This is a genomic window from Paenarthrobacter sp. 10L412, assembly GCF_056395565.1.
Genome location: NZ_JBFTJT010000006.1, coordinates 400,742 through 419,602, shown reverse-complemented (window position 1 = coordinate 419,602; position 18,861 = coordinate 400,742). Strand labels below are relative to the sequence as shown.

20 protein-coding genes are annotated in these 18,861 nt (G+C 59.5%); 10 read left to right on the top strand and 10 right to left on the bottom strand.

The window, feature by feature from the left end; genetic code table 11:
- Positions 1-51 precede the first annotated feature (51 nt).
- Positions 52-1,098: a LacI family DNA-binding transcriptional regulator gene (locus AC1DD7_RS09970; RefSeq protein ID WP_442016622.1), complete on the bottom strand. Its 1,047-nt coding sequence runs from the start codon at positions 1,096-1,098 to the stop codon at positions 52-54.
- A 434-nt stretch (positions 1,099-1,532) separates the two neighbouring features.
- On the opposite strand from AC1DD7_RS09970, the gene AC1DD7_RS09965 reads away from it, so the two are divergent.
- From AC1DD7_RS09965 to AC1DD7_RS09950, 4 genes are all read left to right on the top strand, one after another.
- A complete protein-coding gene (locus AC1DD7_RS09965) occupies positions 1,533-2,006 on the top strand; it encodes an SRPBCC family protein (RefSeq protein WP_477514829.1) in 474 nt (157 codons plus the stop codon).
- A 33-nt stretch (positions 2,007-2,039) separates the two neighbouring features.
- Positions 2,040-2,921: a hypothetical protein gene (locus AC1DD7_RS09960; RefSeq protein WP_477514828.1), complete on the top strand. Its 882-nt coding sequence runs from the start codon at positions 2,040-2,042 to the stop codon at positions 2,919-2,921.
- 64 nt (positions 2,922-2,985) lie between these two features.
- On the top strand, positions 2,986-4,032 hold the full coding sequence (locus tag AC1DD7_RS09955) for a LacI family DNA-binding transcriptional regulator (RefSeq protein WP_477514827.1): 1,047 nt from the start codon (positions 2,986-2,988) through the stop codon (positions 4,030-4,032).
- A 49-nt stretch (positions 4,033-4,081) separates the two neighbouring features.
- Complete coding sequence (locus AC1DD7_RS09950; RefSeq protein WP_477514826.1) at positions 4,082-5,080, top strand: aldo/keto reductase family protein; 999 nt, start codon at positions 4,082-4,084, stop codon at positions 5,078-5,080.
- 1 nt (position 5,081) lies between these two features.
- Here the strand turns inward: AC1DD7_RS09950 and AC1DD7_RS09945 are convergent, their stop codons facing one another.
- From AC1DD7_RS09945 to AC1DD7_RS09905, 9 genes are all read right to left on the bottom strand, one after another.
- Entirely contained in the window at positions 5,082-5,390 is a 309-nt protein-coding gene (locus AC1DD7_RS09945) for a hypothetical protein (RefSeq protein WP_477514825.1), read from the bottom strand.
- 50 nt (positions 5,391-5,440) lie between these two features.
- Positions 5,441-6,427 (bottom strand): ornithine cyclodeaminase family protein, encoded by a 987-nt coding sequence (locus AC1DD7_RS09940; protein WP_477514824.1) that lies wholly within the window; start codon positions 6,425-6,427, stop codon positions 5,441-5,443.
- Positions 6,424-7,164, bottom strand: coding sequence for a GntR family transcriptional regulator (locus AC1DD7_RS09935; RefSeq protein WP_477514823.1), 741 nt, complete (start codon positions 7,162-7,164; stop codon positions 6,424-6,426). The genes AC1DD7_RS09940 and AC1DD7_RS09935 overlap by 4 nt, the downstream gene beginning before the upstream one ends.
- Positions 7,165-7,221: 57 nt before the next feature.
- Positions 7,222-8,001: an amino acid ABC transporter ATP-binding protein gene (locus AC1DD7_RS09930; RefSeq protein ID WP_477514822.1), complete on the bottom strand. Its 780-nt coding sequence runs from the start codon at positions 7,999-8,001 to the stop codon at positions 7,222-7,224.
- Entirely contained in the window at positions 7,998-8,921 is a 924-nt protein-coding gene (locus AC1DD7_RS09925; protein ID WP_477514821.1) for an amino acid ABC transporter permease, read from the bottom strand. Before AC1DD7_RS09925 ends, AC1DD7_RS09930 begins: the two co-directional genes overlap by 4 nt.
- On the bottom strand, positions 8,918-9,841 hold the full coding sequence (locus tag AC1DD7_RS09920) for an ABC transporter substrate-binding protein (RefSeq protein ID WP_477514820.1): 924 nt from the start codon (positions 9,839-9,841) through the stop codon (positions 8,918-8,920). The genes AC1DD7_RS09925 and AC1DD7_RS09920 overlap by 4 nt, the downstream gene beginning before the upstream one ends.
- Before the next feature lie 121 nt (positions 9,842-9,962).
- Positions 9,963-11,642, bottom strand: a complete 1,680-nt coding sequence (locus AC1DD7_RS09915) for an amidohydrolase family protein (RefSeq protein WP_477514819.1) — start codon at positions 11,640-11,642, stop codon at positions 9,963-9,965.
- 271 nt (positions 11,643-11,913) lie between these two features.
- Complete coding sequence (locus AC1DD7_RS09910; protein WP_477514818.1) at positions 11,914-13,515, bottom strand: sensor histidine kinase; 1,602 nt, start codon at positions 13,513-13,515, stop codon at positions 11,914-11,916.
- An 82-nt stretch (positions 13,516-13,597) separates the two neighbouring features.
- Positions 13,598-14,149 carry a hypothetical protein gene (locus AC1DD7_RS09905; RefSeq protein WP_477514817.1) on the bottom strand — a complete coding sequence of 184 codons (552 nt, stop codon included), beginning with the start codon at positions 14,147-14,149 and terminating at the stop codon, positions 13,598-13,600.
- Between the two features lie 261 nt (positions 14,150-14,410).
- On the opposite strand from AC1DD7_RS09905, the gene AC1DD7_RS09900 reads away from it, so the two are divergent.
- The 6 genes from AC1DD7_RS09900 (at position 14,411) to AC1DD7_RS09875 (ending at position 18,713) form a co-directional block, all read left to right on the top strand.
- Positions 14,411-14,797, top strand: coding sequence for a hypothetical protein (locus tag AC1DD7_RS09900; protein WP_477514816.1), 387 nt, complete (start codon positions 14,411-14,413; stop codon positions 14,795-14,797).
- A 221-nt stretch (positions 14,798-15,018) separates the two neighbouring features.
- Entirely contained in the window at positions 15,019-15,231 is a 213-nt protein-coding gene (locus AC1DD7_RS09895; RefSeq protein WP_477514815.1) for a Flp family type IVb pilin, read from the top strand.
- An 86-nt stretch (positions 15,232-15,317) separates the two neighbouring features.
- Entirely contained in the window at positions 15,318-15,692 is a 375-nt protein-coding gene (locus AC1DD7_RS09890) for a TadE/TadG family type IV pilus assembly protein (protein ID WP_477514814.1), read from the top strand.
- Complete coding sequence (locus AC1DD7_RS09885) at positions 15,680-16,711, top strand: Tad domain-containing protein (protein ID WP_477514813.1); 1,032 nt, start codon at positions 15,680-15,682, stop codon at positions 16,709-16,711. The genes AC1DD7_RS09890 and AC1DD7_RS09885 overlap by 13 nt, the downstream gene beginning before the upstream one ends.
- A 32-nt stretch (positions 16,712-16,743) precedes the next feature.
- On the top strand, positions 16,744-17,520 hold the full coding sequence (gene cpaB / locus AC1DD7_RS09880; protein ID WP_442003595.1) for a Flp pilus assembly protein CpaB: 777 nt from the start codon (positions 16,744-16,746) through the stop codon (positions 17,518-17,520).
- Entirely contained in the window at positions 17,517-18,713 is a 1,197-nt protein-coding gene (locus AC1DD7_RS09875; protein ID WP_477514812.1) for a CpaE/TadZ family protein, read from the top strand. The genes cpaB and AC1DD7_RS09875 overlap by 4 nt, the downstream gene beginning before the upstream one ends.
- Positions 18,714-18,861: the final 148 nt, after the last annotated feature.

Sequence of the window (18,861 nt, the reverse complement as noted above, 5' to 3'; positions counted from 1 at the left end):
CAAGCATGCGCCGTGCTGCGAGAGGGGTCAAGACCTCAGTGTATTTTTATTTCAAGCGGCAGATGTTGCCATGGAGGCGCTGTCCGGAGATCCGCCGGAAGACTCGCGGATTTGGAGGGAGAAGCCCGTTTCGATCTCGTTCGCCTCCGGCCCGTCGCCGCCCTCTATGCGTCGCAGGAGCATCTCAACGGCTGCCTCGGCGATCTGGTCCCGCCGTGGATTGATGGTGGACAAAGTTGGCAGGGAGTATTGCGTTTCATCCAGGTCATCAAAGCCGACAATGGCGACATCCTCGGGGATATGCAGTCCGGCCTCTTGAAGGACGCGCATGGCGCCCAGCGCCAAGGTGTCATTGAAGGCAAACACCGCGTCAAAGTCCAGTCCGTCAGCGAGCATCCGCGTCATAGCGGCGGCACCCCCTCTGCGGTGCCAGGAATCCGCGTAGTAAACCAGCTTTGGATCGAAGGGCACTCCGACGTCTTCCAGTGCGGCCTTGTATCCGTCCAAGCGAAGTTCAGCGGACGCGACAATATCGCCCTCGTGCGCACCCAAGGCCACAACCCGGCGTCGGCCGATGCCCAACAAATGCTCCGTGGCGGACTTGGCACCCGCCGTGTTTGCCATCGTGATCCGATCCACCTGGCCCTCGAAAGAAGTATCACCGAGGACAACCAGCGGAGTGTCCACTCCCTTCAGAATTTCAGTGTCCGCGGCCCCCAAGGTCAAGGAGCTGTAGATGATGCCGTCCACCATGTGCCGGTGTTGGCCACGAAGTGCGGCCAGCTCGTTTTCACGACCGCTGCCGATCGGTTCAATAAGGACAGCGATTCCCTTGGCGGCAGCGGCACGCATGACGGCGTCGGCAAGTTCGGCAAAATAGGCCGTGGTGAGATCCGGAATGATGAGGCCGATGACTCCAGTACGCCCGGACCTCAGGTTCCTCGCAGAGAGGTTGGGCCTGTATCCCAGCTGGTCAATGGCTTCCTGGACACGTGCCCGCGTTTCTGCGCGCAACTGCGGGTGGCCATTAATGACGTTGGACACCGTCTTGATGGAAAAACCGCTGACCCTGGCGACGTCCCGGATTGTGACAGACATGGCCGCTCCCTTCCCTGCGCAAAGGGCCGGAATCGCCCTGATCACAGGGTACAACGTTGGAAGCACAGCGGTACAACGTTGGTAGTGCTGTCTCCGGAAACAACTGAAAATTGCTGCCGAAGAAGGCACTTTTGCCTCCACGTCCCGGGGCTCCTCGGATGCTTGCCCCACAACATATCGAGGTCTAGCCTAAAAGCGGGAGCAGGTCCAGAGGTGGGCAGCAGCCTCCCTTTCTTGAGGAAACAGTCGATGTCGATCATCTCTGATCCCTACCTCCCCGGCGACTGTCCATCGCCCGGACGAAGTCCATCCGACTATCCTCAGGCGCTCCGCTTCCCGGAGATCACAACCATTGAACCGACGCGAACTCCAGCGCGCCTCGGGGGCCTACCGCTGTCCGCTGTTTGCGGGCCGCTTCAACAATAGGAGGAAAAATGGAAACCGTTGAAGAAACCATTGATGTCGCTGTCCCAGTCCACACTGCCTATAACCAGTGGACCCAGTTTGAGTCCTTTCCGGAGTTCATGTCCGGCGTAGAGGCCGTGACCCAGCTGAGTGACACCACCAACCACTGGGTCACCAAGATCGCTGGCGTGGAGCGCGAATTCGATACCGAAATCGTGGACCAGCAGCCTGATGATCGGATCGCCTGGCGCAGTACCGACGGGAAGTCGCATGCCGGCGTCGTGCGGTTCACCCGGATGGATGACAACCACACCAAGGTCAACGTCCATTTTGAGTGGGCACCGGAAACCGCCACCGAGAAGGCCGGTGCGGCACTGAAGATCGACGAGATGCAGGTTAAAGCCGATCTGCGGAAATTCAAGGACTTTATCGAATCCCGCGGAACAGAAACAGGTGCTTGGCGCGGCGAAGTGGAGGATAGCGGTCCGGGCGGACAGATGTAGAAGATCCCAACGTTCACCGGAAGGCAGTATCTGATGCGAAGAGTTCCAGCGCTTGCAGTATTTGCAGTTGCAGCAGTGGCTTTGGCGGGGTGCAGCGGTGGCGGGGGCAGTGCAGCAAGTCCTTCATCTGCCACTACGTCGTCCGCCTCATCCTCAGCCTCGACGTCGGCTCAGGAAAAGGTCTACAGCGAGGACGAGTTACGCGATCTGATCTCCGGTATGAAAGATGGAGACGGCAACGAGCTCAAGCTCTATTCCAAGGAGCAGGTAGACCAAGGCGGTAAGATCGCCGACCTCCTTTTGAATACGGCCAGCGTCGATCCTCAGGATTGCAAGGACATCGCCACGGCGGGGCTGGTAGACAAAGTTGAACACGGAGAGATCGCTGTCGCGCTTTCTGACGGTGATCAGCCTCGGTCCCTGTCCGCTCAATCCGGTAGTGAGGGTCCGGACGCGGAGAAGGTTCTCAAGGACATCAGCGGAAACATGGATAAATGCGCAAAGTTCACGGTAAAAGCCGTCGGCCAGAGGTATGAAGTCTCCAGTGAGAAGTTAGACGCTAAGACGAAGGCAAAGGAAACATTCGGGACCGTCAGTACACGTTCCGGTGAAACCCAGAAGAAGCTCATGCAGGTCTCTGCGGCCGACGGGAGGCTGCTGGTGGTCGCCACGAAGAGTGGGCCAAGCCTGGGCGATTCCGACCAGAAGGAACTCGAAGATTTGATCAACAAGGTGCTTGAGAAAGCCGAAGGCAGCGGCGGGACTCCAAGCACCATGATGACCAGTTCGTCCAGCAGCATGACCAGTTCGCCGTCGTCGTCGTCGAAATCGACATCAACGTCAACGTCGACACCGACCATGAGCACTTCGGAGGGCAGTGATACTTCCTCACCGTCAGTAACCCCATCTCGATAACCACGTCAGCAAGTTCGTTCGCAAGCGCTTGCGTTAATCTTCGGGTACCGCTACCGTCATTCCCATGTCGTCAACAGTGGATGCGGTCGCGGAACGCGCGAATGTCTCGGTATCAACAGTCTCGCGCGCACTGCGGGATATGCCGGGAGTTTCGTTGGAGACTCGCAAGCGCGTGCAACGCATTGCCCAAGAGCTGGGGTATGTTCCCTCGCTGGCTGGTTCACGTTTAGCAACTGGCCGGACGGGAGCCATCGCGATTGTCACTCCCAACCTCTCCAAATGGTTCTTCGGGCAAGTGCTGGCATCGGCGGGGCGTGTGCTTCGCCAAGCAGGCTTTGACGTCCTGTTGTACGAACTCGGGGACACTGCCGCGCGCGAGCGTTTCTTCGCTGGGTCGAGCCTGACCGGTCGAGCCGACGGAGTATTGGTCTTTGCCTTGCAACCGACTCCGGAGGAACTAGCCGCCCTTGAAACCCAGAACTTACCTGTTGCCTTTTTGGGGTCGGGAACTCCTGGCAGGCCTGGTGTTCGGGTAGACGACCACGCGGCCGGGCGGGCAGCAGCACGGCACCTGCTCAATTTGGGGCATGAACGCATCGCCTTCATCGGAATTCGGGAGGCTGCAGACAGCACGTTGGGAGGGGTCCCGCCGGCCAACCGTTTGAAGGGCTACCGCGAGGCTCTGGGCGAGGCAGGGCTGGAGCCCAGCCAGGACCTTGAGGTCCACGAGGAGAATTCAACGGCTGGCGGATCAAGGGCCATGTCCCGGCTGTTGTGCGCGGAAGTAGCCCCTACTGGCGTCTTCGTAGCGTCCGACGAGATGGCTTTTGGCGTGTTGCGCACTCTGAAGGCGGGCGGAATCGATGTTCCGGGCGATATGTCTGTCATTGGCTTCGATAACCATGAACTCTCCGAGATTCTGGACCTGACCACCATGGACCACTCGGTCGCCCTGCAGGGGTCCGAAACCGCGCGCCGGTTGCTGGCTTTGATAACGCCCGACGCCGGTGCGGAGCCGGATTTGGTGCTGTCCGCCCAGCTGGTTGTTCGCGGCACTACAGCGCCGCCATTTCCCTTGCGAGGCAGGCGCAGTGGCACGCCACCTACCTAAGAATCACACCTAGCAGCTAACACTCACACTGAAGAAAAGGACTTAACCCATGGAATATCGCAAGCTCGGCGCCTCCGGAATGTACATCAGCGAACTGGCCTACGGCAACTGGGTCACCCACGGCGAACAGATCGATCAGGAAGCTGCCACAGCGTGCGTACGGCAAGCACTGGATCTTGGGATCACCACATTCGATACTGCCGACGCTTACGCGGGAACCCGTGCAGAAACGGCCTTGGGCGAGGCCCTCAAGGGGGTTCGGCGTGAAGGCCTTGAGATCTTCACCAAGGTCTTCTTTCCCACCGGTGAAGGAAAGAATGATCGCGGGCTCTCGCGTAAACACATCATGGAGTCAATCAACGGCTCATTGCGCAGGCTCGGTACGGATTACGTGGACCTCTACCAAGCCCACCGCTACGACTATGAGACGCCGCTTGAGGAGACGATGCAGGCATTTGCGGACATCGTGCGGGCCGGCAAAGCACTTTACATCGGTGTTTCCGAATGGACGCCGGACGAGATCCGGGCTGGCGCCGCACTCGCCAAAGACCTTGGCATCGGCCTGATCTCGAACCAACCCCAGTACTCAATGCTGTGGCGGGTCATCGAGGAGGAGGTGGTTCCCACCAGCGAGGAGCTGGGCTTGGGACAGATCTGCTGGTCCCCGTTGGCCCAGGGCGTCCTTACCGGAAAATACGTTCCCGGCAAGGGGGCGCCCACCGATTCGCGCTTCACCAGCGAGGACGGGACCTTGAAGGACGACCACAAGTTCATGCGTCCGGAGGTGCTGGAGAAGGTCCAGGAACTGCAGCCCATTGCCAAGGAAGCAGGACTGTCCATGGCAGCCCTCGCCGTCGCCTGGGTATTGCAGAACAGCAACGTCTCGGCGGCAATCGTGGGAGCGTCCAAGCCAGAGCAGCTCGTGGACAATGCCACGGCGTCGGGAGTGAAACTTGATGCTGAACTGCTCAGCAGGATTGATCAGGTTTTGGAGCCGGTGATCGAGCGGGACCCGGGGAAAGTCGAATCGTTTCTGACCCGCCCCTAAGCTAACTGCCCTTGAGTCTTTCTTGAATCGCCCTTCGGAGCGATTCAAGAGACGGCAGACTGCGGGGACCGTCCGTCGTCGGATAGATCCGGCAGCTCAGCGCGGGGCCTCCGAGGACCGGAAAGAGGTCCTGTCCGTCGATCTGGAACGTGGGGGAGCCGTGGAATCCGAGCGAGGCTGCTTCCTCCTCGGAGTCCACCACCACGTGCACCATGCCGGTAACCCCGGCCAGCCCCAGTGCCCGCTCGAAGAGTTCCTGAGCGGCCGCAGCATGGGGACACTCAGGAATTGTCAGCAGCTCCGCGCCCATACTTGATTATCCAACACGCAGTCCATGAGGGCTTGCGGTGTGAGCTTTCGTCACCGGGACATATCGATGCTGGTTCCCAACCCATGAAGGACGGCAGCGTCGTACAGCAGCCGGCCGATTGCCAGGTCAAGCATGCCGATTCCCACCGAATTGAAGAGCGTGATGTCGTCCTCGCGCTCACGTCCGGTCAAGTCGCCGACGATGACTGCGCTGAGCTCACCTCTGACGTCGTCCAGCGACAAGGTGCCTTCGGCCACGGCCATCATGAGGTCGCCTGACTTCTCAACGGCCGTCGGCATGCTGTCCACAAACACCCGTGCCCTTCGCATCCCCTCCGAATCGATTTCCCGATGCGTGGGGCGTGGGCGTGCACCGACAGCATTGACGTGCAGTCCCGGACGAAACCACTCACCACGAACCACCGGCTCCACGGACGGCGTCAAAGTGCAAAGGACGTCAGCTGCCTCCACAACCTGCTGGACACCTGATGCCCTCACTAATTCGATCGGATGGTGCGCGGTCCTCGCCTCGAATGCGGCCAATGTAGAGGCGCTTCGTGACCACACCACTACCCTCCGGATGGGAAGAACAGCCATCAACGCTTCAACGTGGGCGATGGCCAAGGCTCCTGCACCAACCAACCCCAAAGTTGAACTGTCAGGGCGCGCAAGGAACCTGCTGGCTACGGCGCTCGCGGCTGCAGTTCGAATTCGAGTAGGCACGCGTCCGTCCAGAAGGGCGAGTGTTTCTCCTGTCCGTCGATCGGCCAAGAGGATACTGGAGCGTTGGGTAGGGAGGCCTTCTTCGTGGTTCGCGGGGATATCGGAAAGCAGCTTCACTGCCGCCAGCTGCTGGGCTTCTGCCAATCCGGCCATGAGAAGGTAGCGCGCTTCCGACGACGGCAGGTGCAGGGATAGCGGTCCGGGCTGAAGGGCAGTGCCGCGGGCAATGTCACCAAAACCGCGTTCGACGGCGGTAATGGTGTCGGTCATGCTGGCGAGGGATTCGAGTGTGGATGCTGTGAGAACAAGTGTCATGAGGGCCTCTGTGTCCGGGGGCGGAAGGAGCTAGGGGGTCGGGCAGATTGCGGACGGCGGGACGGAAGCCTTCCTTCCAACTGGGCAATGGCAGGAGCCCTGCTGTGCTCGATGTGGGCGACGGCCAAGGCCGAGGCGAGTTCTGGTTGCCCCATGCATATCGCTTGGCACAGGGCCCGGTGTTCCTGGCAGAGCACCGCGGCGTCCTGTTCCACCACATTTCCGAAAAGCCAGCGCATGCGGTTGGCAACGGGCCTTATGACGGAAGTCAGCAGTTCGTTGCCCGTCAGCCGGAAGATTTCGTCGTGAATGGCGATATTTGTCCGCGCCCGCAGATCGGCATCCTGGCTGTCGATGAGCGATTCTGCATGGGCCATGACCGTGAGCAGCTGATCAGGAGCGGCACCATCGGCTACCTGCCTCGCGGCAATGCTTGCGGCGGAGACTTCGATGCTGAGCCTGATATCGAATACTTCATTGACGTCCTGAATAGTCATTTGCCGAACAACGGCACCGTGCCGTGGCCCTGTGGTGGTGTAGCCGTCGGCCTCGAGTTGAAGCAGCGCTTCCCGGACCGGCACACGGGAAACGTTGAGCTCAGAGGATAGCTCCCGCTCGCGGAGCCAGGTTCCCGGCGTCAGGTCTCCGCTGATAATCCGGTCCCGGATGTGCAAATAGGCCAAGGCTGTGCGTGATGCTGAAACTGGAACATCGTGCACGGCTTCACGGTCTGTCATAGGGTGGTGTTCCTGTTCTGGTGGCGTGGGGTCCGGGTATCGCCGGACCCCACGCTTTCACTTGACGTGGCGAAGGAAATTGGCTGTTCGCTCATTGGATGGATGGTCGAGTACCTGGGCTGCCGGTCCTGATTCGACAATCCGGCCTTCATCCATGAAGACCACTCTGTCCGCGACTTCCCGGGCGAAGCCGATTTCGTGAGTCACGATGATCATCGTCATCCCTTCCTCAGCCACCCGCTTCATGACGGCCAGTACGTCCCCCACCAGTTCCGGATCCAGGGCGCTGGTTGGTTCGTCGAACAACATCAGTTGGGGTTTCATGGCCAGCGCGCGGGCGATTGCTACGCGTTGCTGCTGCCCGCCGGAGAGTTGGGCTGGATAGGAATCTCGTTTCATGGACAAGCCAACCTTGTCCAGCGCATCCAACCCTTGTTTGGTTGCCTCTGCTTTGGGGAGGCCGAGTACCCTGCGAGGACCATAGGTGACGTTTTGCAGGGCCGTCATGTGATTGAAGAGGTTGAAATGTTGGAAGACCATTCCAATCCTGCGACGCATCAGTGCAGCTTCTTGTTCGGTGTGTTCGTATAGCTGCCCTTTGCGGGTAGTGAACCCCACCCGGTCACCGTCCACGTTGATAGTGCCGGACTCGATTGCCTCGAGTCCGTTGATGCACCTCAACAATGTGCTTTTGCCGGAGCCTGACGGGCCAAGGACGCAGACAATTTCACCTGGCTCTACTGTCATGTCCACACCGCGAAGGATGTGATTGCGTCCGAGCCATTTGTTGACACCCCGGGCTGACATCAAGGGCGCCTGCATTTGAAGTACCGTCATGGCCGTTCTGCCTTCCGAAATGAGAACCGTGAGGAGGCTCCGTCAGGATTGAACTTCCGCTCCAGGAAGTACTGGCCCACGCTGGCGACGCTGACCAGGACCAGGTACCAAACCGTGGCGACGATGAGCAGGGGAACGATCTTGAAGTTTTGTCCATAGATCAGCTGGGTTTGGGTGAGCAGGTCGCTGCCACCGATGGCCGAGACCAACGAGCTTGCCTTCAGCAGTCCGATGAATTGATTTCCCGTGGGCGGAATGATGACCCTGATGGTTTGGGGCAGAACGATTCGGCGGAGGGCTTGGGCCCGGGTAAGGCCGATGCTGAGTCCCGCCTCAGTTTGGCCTTTGTCGACCGAAATGATGCCGCCTCGAATGATCTCCGCCATGTATCCCGATTCGGCCAGAGACAGCGCACAGAGACCTGCCGTGAATCCTGAGATCAATTCATTCGTGTCCCTCCCCAGGATGGTTGGGTAGAGCACGGCGAGATTGAACCAGATGAGGATCTGTACGAGCAGGGGTACGCCCCTGAAGAACCAGACATAGAGTTTGCCTACTGCAGACGCTACACGGTTTCTGCTCTGGCACATCAGGGCGACGCCGAAGGCCAGAACCACTGAGATCAGCATGCTGAAAACCGCGAGTTCCAGCGTGACTGCTATGCCCTTAAGGATGGCTGGATGGAACATGAACTGGCCCACGCTGGCCCAGTCGAGCTTTTCATTGCCGGCCTGCGTCCAACAGAATGCGCCGATGGTTGCCAGGATCAGGGCTGCGGTGGCCCATTGTCCGTATGGTTTACGCCTCTTTGCCTTTTCTCCGGATACTGCCTGGGGTTGGTCCGAACTACGTCGGGGAGTTGTCAGAGGGGAATCGGTCGCCAAATGCACTTTCGTCAGCGCTTCATTATTAGTGGTCATTTGGCGAGGTTGATTCCGGGCTTTGGCAGATCGATGACAGCAACATCCCATTTCTTCAGGATCTCGTCATACGTGCCGTCGGCATGGATGGCCTCGGTTGCCTTAAGGAAGGCGTCGCGCAATTGCGGCGTCTGCTTGTTGAAGATCATGCCGAGGAAGACCTTTTCCTCGAAGTTCACAGGCACAGATTCCAGCTTTCCTCCGGTCTCCCTCTGCACTACGGATACGGCCATGTCGGGCCAGAACATGGCGTCCACCCGCCCGGAGGTCAGCGCCAGGTTCTTATCGCTTCCGGTGGGGAAGGTCACCAGTTCCGGCGCAGCCTTGCCTTCTTTGGTGCACGCCTCGGCCATCAGTTTGACCAGGCGTTCGTCGTCGTTGCCCTTGACCCCGCCGATCTTGATTCCACAACCGCCGTCGACTTCACTGGTGATCTTCTTTGGGTTGCCTTTGGCCACCATGAAGACGGTTCCTGCCACTTGGTAGTCCACGAAATCAACTTTTTCCTGCCGCCCGGGACGGTCCGTCATCCCAGCAATGGAGGCGTCAAACTTGCCGTTCTGCACGCCCACCAGAAGCTGGTCGAAAGGGACCTTCTGGTAGGTGACTTTCAGGCCCAGCTTGGCGGCCATCGCATCCATCAGGTCAATATTGAATCCCTTGACGCCGTCTTCGCCGATCGGAGTGTAATTAGCGGGTTCAAAGTCCGGCTGCGTGCCTACAGTGAGCGAGCCTTTCGCTTTGAGGTCCGCGGGAAGCAGATCGCTCAAGGATGTGTCACTGCTGGCTGCCGGTTCCACCTTTGTGGCTGGCTGCGCGGCGCCACCACATGCGGCGGTGGTTGCAAGTATTCCGACCAGAAATGCCGTTACAGCGACCTTCTTCCAGCATTCAGATACCTGGGGAGCAAAGTTCTTCATTGATCTATCTCCTAACAATTTGAAGGGAACTACGTGGTCTTGAAGGGAATTGCAGTGTCAAAATTGGGCAGCACGGATTAACCCAAGGCGTGAACCGTGGGAATTGCGCGGGAGCGTTAGCTCAGGAAGCAGCCGGGATCAGGTCACTGCGGGGCTCGTCGACAAAGACACCGTCGGCTGCCATCTCGTTCCAGATTCTCTGGACCACCTTGCCGGCTTTGTGGACCAAGGCGGCCTCGTCAACGATGGTCAGGGCGCCGTCGCGGACCTGCCACTGGCCGTCCGTCATGACGTTTCTGACCGAGAGCCCGTTGGCGTACATCAGGTGGTTCAACGGTTCGCGCGGCACGGTTCCAACACCCACAAACAAACCACTGACGTCGATGCTTGTGAGATCGGCTTTTGCTCCCACGGCGATGCGGCCCAGATCTTCACGGCCAAGGCCCCTCGCTCCGCCCAGCGTTGCTGATTCGACGGCGGTCCAAATGGACGGGCGGACCATGGGCACCGGAGTGGAATCACCGAGGAAGTCGGCACGGATGCGCCCATAGATGACCGCCATCTTCAGATTTTCGATGTAGTCGTTGGAGTGGGTATCCAACCCGATACCGGAATTGACACCCGCACCCAGGACCTCTGGCCACGGCCACTGCGCGGGCGTTACTCCCGCTCCCGTACCGGAGGGGCAGTTGGCAAACGTGAAGCTGGAGTTCGCCAGGAGGGGAAGGTCCCGCTCAAAATCGATACCCAGCAGATGTGCCCCGAAGACGCGAACGGACCCGTCGAAGATTCCCATGCTGTGCAGCCACGGTATTTCATCCTGACCCCACAGCCTGTTCATTGCCACCTTGTCCGGCTGAGGCGCCCGGCCATATCCGGCCTGTAGGTGAATGTGCAGGCCGTGCAACTCTTGTGCCGCTGACTTCATGGCCGCAAAAGTTTCCGGTGTGTGCACGGCGTTGGTTGCCGGCGCCATCATGGGAAGGATCCGGCCATCGTCAACGCCATTGATGGTGCGGGCGTAGTCCAGGTTTTCCCGGATTTCTGCCAGGGTTTCGGGCACAGAATCGAACAACGCTTGATCGTCCGTACCGCGTTTCCATATGGGCAGGATCCGCTTCATCCCCGGGACAGCGCCTGAAGGGTAGCCCCGGATGCCAAACTCCCGGGCCACCCGGACGTATGACTGCATGGAGCGCAGGCCCTTGGACATTTCCACTTGAGTGGTACAGCCACCGCGAAGAATTTCAGCGAGGTTCAATGCGGTCATGGTGTCCAGATCTTCGTCCGGAAGGTCTTCAAGGAGCACCATGGCTTTGAGGAATTGCCGTCCCTGCCGCAGCGGCGCACCCTTGCTCATGGGTGTGAGGTTGCCTTCAACATAGCCTCGAGTGGCTGCTCCTCCGGCCACATGGCTGTGCATGGAGATCAGCCCGGGCAGCAGCAACTGTCCCGGCATCTCCACGCGCTCGTCAGTACTGCCGGTGCGGGGCCTTACTTCCTCAATTCGTCCGTTCTTGACCACAACCTCGTGATCGGCCAGGAGAACCATCTCGTCATTGATATGCGCCAAGAGCCAACTCGAGGCCAGAACCAGGGGGCGGCTTTGGTCACGGAAGCCATCTGCTCCGAATCCTCGCATCTTCGCCAGCGCAGACTCGCGCTCGACTTTATCCACCAGCAGCCCGGTTTGATGAGCCTGGCCTGCGCGAATGCCGGCTTCTTCTTCGAGTCCCACATTGCCGCCACAGTTGGCGCAGCCAGCTCCGGCCTGTGTCGATGCCGCTTCAACTTCTGCCATTCGTCTTCCCTCATCGTCGAGGCGTCCAGTCAGGTGGATGCCGAATAGCGCTGACGGTATACCAAACCCGAAGAGAGCGTCAATAGCGTTGCCAATATTGACCCAACCGGCGCGAATCGTCCAAAAGCTGAATGCGGTCTTGGCATACCAACCGAGTATTGCGCGGGCCTCAATTGAGGTCTATCGTGATGTAGATAACCAAATTTTGACGATCGTCATAATTACGATGAAGCAGGATGGCTGACACCCGCAGAACAGGAGCAACTCGCAACTATCGCGGAACGGTGACCGTGACGGTGGTGCCGGAGCCTGGATGGCTGTTCAATCCGATGGTTCCACCGTGGGCTTCGATGATGGCTTTGCTGAGGGGAAGCCCGAGGCCTGCGCCGGGTATGGCCGATTCCATTGCCTGATCGGCCCTGAAGAACTTGGTGAAGGCTTCATCTTGTTCCTCTTCTGTCATGCCGATTCCGTGATCGCGAACGGAGAGCTCTACCTCACCGTTATTCCCCCGGAGGCCGATAACCACCTGAGTGCCTTCGGGGGAGAACTTGATGGCGTTGGATAGCAACTGGTCAATGGCTTTGGAGAACTGGCCAGGATCAACGTCTGCCGCCACGTCTCCGTGGATTTGCATTGAAATGGTGATACCCCGTGCCGCTGCTGCAGGCCTGGCGTTCTTGACCGACTCCTGGAGCAGCTCGGAGACATTGGTGGGCCGGCGACGCAGCTCGAGTTCTTCGGAAGCCACAAGAAGCAGATCATTGACGAGGGTCAGCAGACGTTCAGCATTCCGTTCAATGATGCCCATGAAGGCAGGATTTGGCTGGTCGTCGAGTATTTCCAGATAACCAAGGATGGACGTGAGCGGGGTTCGAAGCTCGTGGGAAATCGTGGCAACGAACTTGTCGCGCGCTGTTTGCGCCTTTACCAGCGCCGTGACGTCAGTGAAAGCAATGATGGAACCCTTCAGCTGGCCCGCTTCGTCCAGCAGGGGACGGGCGGCCGCCGAAAAGGTCCGCTGCTTCTCCCCATCGCCTACGCGCACAAGTCTGTTGGTGAAGCTGGCACCTCGGACAGCAAGGTCGGCCGGACTGTTCCGTTCCTCATTGGAGTGAGCAGTCCCAACGGTGAACGGGTTTACGGCATCCACGGACTCAACCCACGAACGGTCGGCGCGGAGACGACGGTTGGTGAGAATGTCAGTACCGTTTGTGTCCATGGCCCAGACCCCAACGTTGACCGTTTCAAGGACGGTGTCCAGAAGTTGCGCATGTTCTTTGGTGGCACCATGGAGCCGCACCAATTCCTGATCCTTATGGTCCAGGCGCTCGCCATGTTTGATCAGCCCGCGGGCAACAGCATGCCCGGAGATAGCCAAACCGGCCATGATGGCAGGGAAGACGATCATGCGGATCAGCTCCGACCGTTCAACCTCGTGACCCAGTGCGAACGGCGAAGCCACCGTCGCGCAAAGCGGCGCCAGGATGGCCAATGCCACGCGGACCTTGCTGGCGCTGACCGACAACCAAATCACCGGGAAGGCCATGACCAATCCCACGACGCTGAGAACGGGCCCGCCAACCTCGCGCAGGAGGCCGAGAGCAAGACAATCCAGTACGGGGATGAAGATGAAGCTCCATGTGGGAAGACGGTTCCACGGGAGAACGAGGCATGCGGCAAGGATCACGACGTGCACGAGCAGGACAACGATGAAGACAGGGTCTAAGAGGCTGCCGGCGTTGAAGAGGATTGCTAAGAAAACAATCAAAGTGACCGTGGCCGCCAAGGGCAACTGGCACAAGACAACCGCCCTGCGCCTTCCGATTCTGCTGAAGTAATCCTCCAACGGCAAGAAAACGCTATCCCCCATAGCCAAACACCTTCCATCCCCCCGGATCTGAAAACCAAGCCCTGCTGTCAAGCATAGTCCCGCTTAAACGCCCAACGCGGGGTCATTTAGGGCCCATTCCGAGGGGATATATGGGCCCTAAATGACCCCGCGTTGCGGAGATGGGCTCGGGTCCGGCCTGTTTGCGACTCGCGATCTCGTCAGAGAGCTGCTGCACTTGGGCAGGGTCCGCGTCCCGGGCAAGGGCGACGTAGTGGTCCATAACCGCCGGCCGGTAGCGCACAGGCAACGTCTGTCCTGGGGCGAGCCGGGTGAGAGCGGTGATCGTGAGGTCTTCGTCTGCAATGCCGCGGAACGATATGCCGTCGGCGGTCTCGACGTCGAACATCAGGAGCACACGTGGATTGCTGTTTACCTCCCGCCAGTCGACGAGAACGCCGAGCGCAAGCACCCCATTGACCAGTTCCGCATTGCGCTTCCGTGCATCACTGCTCAGGAGCGGATTCGGTGCGACACCCGGGAAGTTGGGCCCGGCGCCGAGCGACTCCCGACTCAGGTCGGGCCTGAGCTCCTCCATCAGATCGTTGAGCTTCTGCTTCTTCGAACCGAACATCCTGACCCTTCGCTCACACCCGTGCCGAAAATCCTTGGTCATGCGTTTCGCCCTCACCGCGAGTGTATATCGCCCAACGCGGGGTCACTTCGGGCCCATGCCGAGGGGATTTATGGGCCGTAACTGACCCCGCGTTGTGGAGAGTCCGGCCGTAGCAGACCAAGTACAGGGCAAGCAACCGAGTAGTCGGGCCGGCCGGAAACGAGTACACACTACTCGTGACGGCCCCACTTGCAGCCGATTCAATGGAGCACAGAGGATCTGAAATGACGTTTGTTGGAGGGGTTTACGTTGAGTACAGGAATGGAATCAGCCGCTATGTTCGCGGGGTCGCTGCCCGGGCTTCTCCTTATGTCCGTGGGGCACGTAGTGGTAGTGGTGTGCCTGTGCTTCGACATGGTGCGTGCCTTGTCAGTGCCAAGTTCACGCCCCCGGTACGTGGCGAATACGATTTTCAGGACCTTGGCGGTGCCTTCCATCCTGGTCATGGGAATCAGTGCCCTCGCTGAAGCGGTCAGCTGGTCATGGATTCAAGTGGCCATGAGTATGGCCGTGCTGGTGATGATCATCTTCCGCTGGCACTACAACAAGGATGAAGACAACTGGTGGAAGGGCAAGGGCAAGAAGTTGGTCCGGTGGGCGCGTAAGCAGCTCTCGGCACCACCCGTGGTTGCGCCTGCCATGGGCTGACAAAACTCCAGGATAAGGCCGTGCCAATGATGGCGCGGCCTTATTTTTGTATGGGCAAAGCAAGGGAATTCCTAGGATTAGCGCAGGAAATGCGCAGGTTCCAGAGGCTTTCCACAGGAAGTCCCAAGGACTCCGATATGGGCCTCTCTCAGTTGCTACGTTTATTGGGAGCTGGTATCGGGCCAGCCCACATCTCCCCAACTCGCTCAGGAGTTTTCAAAATGTTTGCTACCTTCCGCACCATCGCATCCCGTGCCCGTCGTGAAGAGAACGGCGCTACCGCCGTCGAATACGGCATCATGGTTGCCCTCATCGCAGTCGTCATCATTGTGGCCGTTAGCCTCCTCGGCACCAACCTCGTGGACACCTTTAACAGCTCAGCCTGTGCCGTCAAGGGTGGCTCGTGGAATGCCACCACCAAGGTTTGCTCGTAACAGGTTCGCTGAAATCATCGGGTGGGTGGGTCGGTGGCCCCACCCACCCGTTCCTCTTTCCACTTTCGATAAGAAGGCAGATCCACATGCACAGGACATCAGAACGGGGTGCCGTAGCGGTCGAGTTCGCGTTGCTCGCACCCGTCCTGATCCTCCTGGTTCTGGGGATCATGGAATTCGGGCGGGCCTACAACGCGCAGGTCTCGCTCACGAACGCCGCCCGCGAGGGCGTGCGCGTGATGTCCATCGCGAATGATCAGTCGGCAGCCAGGACCGCGGCGAAAAACGCGGCTGTAACGCTGAACCCAAAGCTGGCAGATGCCAACTTCACTTTCAGTGCCACCAGCTGCACGTCCGGCGCTCAGATGTCCGTAACCGTCAAGTACACACTCAGCACCCTCACGGGAATCGCAGGACCGTTCGCGATGCAAGGCGTGGGGGTGATGGTATGTGGCGGCTAAAGATCAATGACGACGACGGCGAACGCGGGGCCGTCGCGGTCCTCATCGCTCTGATTCTGGTTGCGCTGCTTGGCTTTGCTGCCCTCGCTGTAGATGCAGGAAAGCTCTACTCGGAAAAGGCACAAGCGCAGAACGGATCCGATGCCGCCGCTCTGGCCGTGGCGGAGAAGTGTGCCGCCAGCACCAGCGATCCGAATTGCTCGAGTACCTCCCAGATCGCCAAGGACATGGCCAACAAGAATGCTGTGGACGGCCTTGGAAACATCAACTCGGTAAACCTTGATCTGACTAACCGGAAGGTAACCGTGTCCGCCGGCTCCCAGCAAGCGGGTGGTGCTCCAAATGCCGTTTCACTTGTCTTTGGCCGTGTCCTGGGCATGAATTCCGCGGACGTTGTGACTTCGTCGACCGTCCAGTGGGGCAGCCCACGTAAGGGAACTACACCATTCCCCCTGGCGTTTTCTATCTGCCAAGTGCAAGGCTACGTTGGCGGCGTTCAGCAGCTTTTGCAGGCTCACGGCAGCGGCGCAAACCCCAGCTGCAACTACGGGCCTTCAGGCGCGGCAGTAGAAGGCGGATTCGGATGGACCGTCCAGAATCCGGGCTCCTGCGGCGGCACCATCGACTTGGCGCTCAACCAAGGGGGCAGCGCCCCTGGTAACAGTGTGCCTCCAAATTGTTCCACCACCCTGAACAACTGGGCCGCCACCATCAACGCCGGTAAGGACATCATTGTGTTGCTTCCGGTCTTCAATTCTGTCACCGGCACAGGAAGCGGAGCCATTTACCACCTGATCTCGTTTGCCGCTTTCAAAGTGACGGGATGGAAGTTCAGCGGCGGCAGCAGCCTCCCGGACGTATTCCATAACCAGAGTCCCTATGTTTCCTCCTCGCTGTCCTGCACCGGGAATTGCCGGGGGATCGTGGGGAGCTTCGTCAGATACGTGTCGCTGGCGGACGGTTATTCGTTGGGACCCGTGGATGCCAACGGGGTCACCGTGGTGCGCCTGACCAACTAGCCTTTCCAATTTTTGAAGCACAGGAGTGTTAAGTGAAATCACGCTTATTGGCGGGATCGGCAGCAGCGCTGCTGGCGGTCATAGGGGTGATCCTCGTGTTCGTCTACGCGCAGGGCGCGGATCAACGGGCTGTCCAGAATCTTGCCCCTGTTGAGGTCTTGATGGTCAAGGCTCCGATTCCCGCCGGCACCCCGGTAGAGGCCATGAAGGCTTCCCTGGCTGCCCAGCAGCTTCCGCAGTCTTCTGTCCCCGCATCGGCACTCAAGACGCTGGGCGATTCAACCGGCAAAGTTGCTGCCGTGGACCTCGTTCCGGGCGAACCATTGGTGGCCGAGCGCCTTGTAGCCCCGGAGGCACTGAAGACTCCGGGAAACGTCGCGGTACCTCCCGGAATGCAGGAGGTCTCGTTTCAGGTGGAGCCCGTGCGTGTGGTGGGCGGACGGGTGGTTCCTGGTGACCACGTCGGGATTTTCATTTCCATGGAAAGCGGTGGAATCGAGTCCAAGCCCGATAAGGAAACCACCCAATTGTCCATTCACAAGGTGCTTGTGACTGCGGTGCAGCGGGCCCCCGAGCCAGCACCTACGAGCCAGCCCAGCCCTGCCCCCAGTCCCGGGACCACAGCACCTGATCCCAAGGACAGCACCCTGCCCACTGGTTCCTTGCTCCTGACTGTTGCAGTGGGTGACTCGGACGCAACCAAGATCGTCTTCGCCTCCGAGTTCGCCAAAATCTGGCTGAGTAAGGAGCCGGTGGACGCCCAGGAGAGCGGACCCAGAATCATCCAACGGAGCGAGGTGTACAAGTGAGCCGGTTTGTCTTGATAACGCCCAGTGCTGAATTTGATCAGCGGCTACGTCAAGCCGTTGCCGGCGGCCTCCCCGGAAGCGTGCAAACCTTCTTCACCAGCGTCCTGCCTGTTGACCCCGCCGAGCTCTTTGGCGCCCTGAACCAGGGACAACTTGAGGTGCTGATTCTGGGACCGGACGTGCCGGTGGAGGAAGCGATGCGCTTGGCTACGGTCCTTAACGTTCAGGTACCGGAGCTAAGCGTGCTTCTTGTCGCGGAGCCGCAGCCGGACTTTATTCTTCAGGCGATGCGATCCGGCATCCGCGACATCATGAGCCCCTCTGCGGACATGGCCGAGATCAGGGTCACCCTGGAGCGCGCGTGCCAGTCCTTCGCCACCCGTCAGCGGACTTCGGAACCCAAGCCAGCAGGAGCACCTAAGGGCCTGGTGATCGGCGTCTTTTCTCCCAAGGGTGGCGTAGGTAAGACGACCATCGCCACGAACATTGCCGTGGGGTTGGGCAAGTTAGCGCCCATGAGCGTAGTGATCGTGGATCTGGATTTGCAGTTCGGCGATGTCGCCTCGGGACTCTACCTCAATCCGGAACACACTGTTACTGACGCGGTCACGCCGTCGGCCAGCCAGGATTCCTTGGTACTCAAGGCATTTCTCACGGTCCATCCGGCGAGCATCTATGCTTTGTGCGCGCCCAAAAATCCGGTTGAAGCAGACGAAATTACTCCCGAACAAGTCGGCCGGCTGCTTGAGCAACTTGCCGAAGAGTTTCAGTATGTGGTGGTTGATACAGCCCCCGGGCTGCCTGAAATCGGCCTCGCGGCGCTGGAGCAGTGCACCGATGCAGTGTGGGTGTCAGCCATGGATGTGCCAAGTGTTCGAGGGCTACGCTCAGGGTTGGACATCCTTCGTAGGCTGAATCTGCTCCCGGAAACCCGCCATGTGGTGCTTAATATGGCCGATTCCAAGTCCGGGTTGTCCGTCCAGGACGTTGAATCCACCGTTGGTGCCCCCGTTGATGTGAGCATCCCTCGGTCAAAAGCAGTCGCGCTCTCCACCAACCGGGGAATTCCGGTGCTTCAAGAGGGGGCGAAGGACCCAGCAATCAAGGGTTTGAACCATCTCGTTGAACGCTTCAACCCCGCATGGCGGGCCTCGGCCCAGCGAAAACTGCACAGAAGGGTGGTAGTCCAGTGAAGCTGTCTGAACGCCTGCGCGACGCTGAGGAAGAATCCGCCGGTCCAGCGGCTGCGCCTGGGCAAGGTCCCAAGCCACTCTCGACGACGAACCCCACCTTTGCGCAGGCCGCACAGCAGGCCAAACCAAACCTTCAAACGAAGGCCAC